The organism is Candidatus Bathyarchaeota archaeon, assembly GCA_026014725.1.
GTDB lineage: Archaea > Thermoproteota > Bathyarchaeia > Bathyarchaeales > Bathycorpusculaceae > Bathycorpusculum.
The window spans coordinates 1-1,257 of sequence record JAOZHV010000028.1 but is presented as its reverse complement, the minus strand read 5'-3'; the positions used below and the strand labels follow the sequence as shown (position 1 = coordinate 1,257).

1 protein-coding gene is annotated in these 1,257 nt (G+C 38.6%); it reads right to left on the bottom strand.

Annotated elements, in window-relative coordinates; translation table 11 throughout:
* On the bottom strand, positions 1-1,158 hold a 1,158-nt coding region (locus NWE95_05980; GenBank protein ID MCW4003442.1), incomplete at its 3' end, for an IS256 family transposase.
* Positions 1,159-1,257: the final 99 nt, after the last annotated feature.

Here is a 1,257-nt window from a genome sequence, read left to right as displayed (position 1 = left end):
TTTTCCCCATTGTTCATTTAGATGAATTAATACAGCATATACAATTCTCTCGATGCTCTGATCATTATTAAAACAACTCATGGGCCTTGTTCTTTTCCTCACCTCCCTGAAGGCCCTTTCTATAACATTAGTTGTACGCAATTTTACCCATATAGCCTTTGGGCAACTATAGAAATTAAGTAATTCCTCTAAATCCTTCTCTATGCATTTAACAGCTTTAGGAGCTATAGTAATCCATTTCTTTTCCCATTTACTATAAGCTCGCTCAGCCTCTCTTTTGTTATTAGCATTGTATATTGCACGGGCTTCTTTTATGCATATGTCCAAATCTTTCTTCTTGAGATATTTGGCTACATTCCTGAGTTTGTGTGCCCAACACCTCTGCCTCTTTACAAAAGGCCAAATTAAATCAACTGCATTTTCAAGACCAGCATTACCATCTGTTGTCACAAGTCCCAATGACTCCCCGTTCATTCCCCTCCGGTAAAGATTATTTAGAAATCTCCACCACTTCTTCTCACTCTCTGCGTTTGTAACTGCAAAATCTATAAGTTCCCTCTTGCCATCAATTCTTATCCCATAAGCTACAAGTACTACCCTCTTCTTTGCTCCAAATCCACTCCTCTTCTTTAGTACTATCCCATCAAGAAATAAATATAAATATTTATCCTCCAACTTCCGATTGTGATAACGCTCTAATTCTTCATCAAGACTCTTTGATATATTAGAAATCGTCTGCGCACTTATCCCCTCTCCCATTAGAGGCTTTAATGCTTCCCCTGTCAGCCTCGTCGATGCCCCATAAAGAAATATTTTTAGTAAGGCAGCATCCACTTCCTTAACTCGTTGCTTGTATCGTGGTATTATCTTGCTTTCGTATCTCATACCGCGTATCCTCGGCATTCTTACCTCAAGCCTTCCATCCTTCAGGGTTATCCACCTCCTCCAGTAACCATTCCGATAATTATTTCGCTCCGCTTTCCGCTCGTAAAATGTACAGCCTATTAACATCGTTCGCTCTTCTTCAAGTGCACTCTCTATAAAGATCTTCCTAAACGCCTTAGCTGCCTCTTCTTCTGCCTCCCAAAAATTATTAATCCTCTTGTACTCTTTCCATAAATCTGTTAATGTTATGTTTGTCAGTTCCTTTACTGACATGGGTGTATCCTCCTTCCTTTTTATTTTCATTGAATCAATGGAGAATACACCCTTTATTTTCTCTTTTACAAGTTTTTACACAAAAAATTTTACACTACC